This window comes from Endozoicomonas acroporae (genome assembly GCF_002864045.1).
In the GTDB taxonomy this organism is placed as follows: Bacteria; Pseudomonadota; Gammaproteobacteria; order Pseudomonadales; family Endozoicomonadaceae; genus Endozoicomonas; species Endozoicomonas acroporae.
The window spans coordinates 1-3,289 of sequence record NZ_PJPV01000118.1 but is presented as its reverse complement, the minus strand read 5'-3'; the positions used below and the strand labels follow the sequence as shown (position 1 = coordinate 3,289).

Sequence of the window (3,289 nt, the reverse complement as noted above, 5' to 3'; positions counted from 1 at the left end):
GCTGGAAATTGTGGCCAAAGAGAAGACTAACGATGGCCAGACGGCTCTCCACAAAGCTGCTGAAAAAGGCCACACAGAGGCCATCCAGAAATTGCTGACCATTGACCCGTCCCTGGCCAAAGAGAAGGATAAACGTGGCAATACGGCTCTCCACTTAGCTGCTTCTGAGGGCCACACAGAGGCCATCCAGACATTGCTGGCCTTTGACCGCTCCCTGGCCAAAGAGAAGGATAACGATGGCCAGACGGCTCTCCACTTAGCTGCTTATAAAGGCCACACAGAGGCCATCCAGACATTGCTGACCATTCCCTCCTCCCCGGCCAAAAAAAAGAAGGAGAAGGATAAGTCAGTCCGGACGGCTCTCGCAGCTGCTGTTAACGCAACTGCTTGTGCAGTCCGGACGGCTCTTGCAGCTGCTGTTAACACAACTGCTTTTGCAGTCCACACAGAGGCCACCCAGTCATTGCAAACCATTGACCCCTCCCTGGCCAAAGAGAAGGATAACGATGGCCAAACGGCTCTCCACAAAGCTGCTTCTCAAGGCCACACAAAGGCCATCCAGACATTGCTGAAGATTGACCCTTCCCTGGTCAAAGAGACGGATAACTTAGGCCAGATGGCTGTCCACTTAGCTGCTGATGAAAGCCACATAGAGGCCATCCAGATATTGCAATCCTCTCTATGGGAAAAATAACGGTGGCCAGACGGCTCTCTACTTGGCTTACAGCCATCGTTACCCCGCGAGCCAAAAACTCCTTATTAAAAAAGGAGCAAGAAACCGGTGCCGGGCCTTGAATCTTGACTGTTTCAAACCTCCACCTCATACTGCGCCAGACTCGGCGCGGCTCCTTTGATCTCCCCATCCTGAATAAATACTTTTCCCCAACACCCACAGACTCCTCTTCAACCGTAATAACCGAACCACCCCGAAGCTCTGCCTGACTGGTGCCATTGCCGTTATTAGCGGTAATGGTGGCGACGATTCGCGCCCCTTCAGGAATCAGCGCCTTGAACTGTTGCCAGATATTTGTGGTTGCCATTGCTTGTATTCCGGATAAACGATTACTGTCTAGTGAAAATTGGTTCCATGCCTGACTTTTGATTTAAACGACAATATTCTTGTTAAAAATTCTGTTTTTTGTGGAACTTACCCTGCTGATTGTTTGTCGTACTCGAAGTTTTGAGTTAAACGGCAGGCTAAAGCGATGGATGGTGTCGGTAGAAACGGGACAGATGTCCGCTTTAATTGTTCTTCTATCTGTATAACTGACGAACATATCAGAGGACAATTTGGTGGACACTCACTGGTCGAAACATCTTGCAAACCGGAACCCCACGTTTTCCACCTGGGGTGCATCACCCGACACCTTGATGAGCAGAGTGAAACAAGTCTTAATAAACGCCGATGCAGTGAATGCGGGCAACCGGCACTGCCACTGATTCGTAAGGAAGGGGAAAGCGTCGATGACGACGAATCACCTTATTGTGAATCCCGAATGCTTAAAGTGGATGTCAATGTTAAAACACATACAGATGGTGCTACGCCCCTGCATATGGCCGCTCAGAACGGCCACATAGAGTCCGTCAAGAAGCTGCTGGAAAATTATCAAACCCCAGTCAATAAACAGATGAACGATGGCTGTACGCCTCTCCACTTAGCTGCTCGTAATGGTCACACAGAGATCGTCAGGGCATTTAAGGAAATTGCCCCCATGCGCATCCAGGTTGATGTCAAGAATAACCATGGTGATACGGCTCTCCACGAAGCTGCTCGTCAAGGCCACACAGAGACCGTCAATGCATTGGTGGAAATTGACCGCTCCCCATTGCTGGCCAAAGTGAAAAATAACGATGACGAAACGGCTCTTCATCTAGCTGCTCGTCAAGGCCACACAAAGGCCATCAAGGCATTGCTGACCATTGCCCCCTCCCTGGCCAAAGAGAAGAATAAGAATGGCCAAACGGCTATCCCTCTCCACTACGCTGTTTATAATGGCCAAACAGAGGCCATCCAGACATTGCTGAACTTTGACCCCTCACTGGCCAAAGAGAGGGATAACGATAGCTGGACGGCTCTCCACTTCGCTGCTCATAAAGGCGAAACAGGGGCCATACAAGCATTGCTGACCAATGCCCCCTCCCTGGCCAAAGAGAAGGATAAATATGGCCAGACGGCTCTCCACGTCGCTGCTTTTAAAGGCCACACAGAGGCCAGCCAGACATTGCTGAACTTTGACCCCTCATTGGCCAAAGAGAAAGATAACGATGGCTGGACGGTACTCCACAAAGCTGCTGATGAAGGCCACACAGAGGCCATCCAGGCATTGCTGGACTTTGACCCCTCACTGGCTAAAGAGAAGACTAACGATGCCCAAACGGCTCTTCACGCCGCTGCTCTTAACGGCCATACAGAGGCTATCCAGACATTGTTGATTTTTGACCGCTCACTGGCCAAAGAGAAGGATAGATATGGCTTCACGGCTCTCCACTACGCTGCTCTTAAAGACCAAACAGAGGCCATCCAGGCATTGCTGAACTTTGACCGCTCACTGGCCAAAGAGAAGAATAACCGTGGCGGTACGGCTCTCCACTGGTCTGCTGCTCAAGGCCACACAGAGGCCATCCAGACATTGCTGGCCTTTGACCGCTCACTGGCCAAAGAGAAGAATAACCGTGGCCAAACAGCTCTCCACTATGCTGTTTATAATGGCCAAACAGTGGCCATCCAGGCATTGCTGGACTTTGACCCCTCACTGGCCAAAGAGAAGACTAACGATGGCCAAACGGCTCTCCACAAAGCTGCTGAAAAAGGCCACACAGAGGCCATCCAGGCATTGCTGAACTTTGACCGCTCCCTGGCCAAAGAGAAGGATAAGAATGGCCGAACGGCTCTCCACAAAGCTGCTCTTAAAGGCCACACAGAGGCCATCCAGACATTGCTGGCCTTTGACCGCTCACTGGCCAAAGAGAAGAATAACCGTGGCCAAACAGCTCTCCACTATGCTGTTTATAATGGCCAAACAGTGGCCATCCAGGCATTGCTGGACTTTGACCCCTCACTGGCCAAAGAGAAGACTAACGATGGCCAAACGGCTCTCCACAAAGCTGCTGAAAAAGGCCACACAGAGGCCATCCAGGCATTGCTGAACTTTGACCGCTGCTCCCTGGCCAAAGAGAAGGATAAGAATGGCCGAACGGCTCTCCACAAAGCCGCTCTTAAAGGCCACACAGAGGCCATCCAGGCATTGCTGGACTTTGACCGCTCACTGGCCAAAGAGAAGGATAACAA

At 51.1% G+C, this 3,289-nt stretch carries 2 protein-coding genes; both read left to right on the top strand.

The features are described from left to right. Positions 1–694 (top strand): ankyrin repeat domain-containing protein (locus CX664_RS17650; protein ID WP_146000108.1); only part of this gene is annotated, 694 nt, incomplete at its 5' end. 511 nt (positions 695–1,205) lie between these two features. Next, positions 1,206–3,289: ankyrin repeat domain-containing protein (locus CX664_RS17645; protein WP_101748010.1), on the top strand; the 2,084-nt coding region annotated here is incomplete at its 3' end.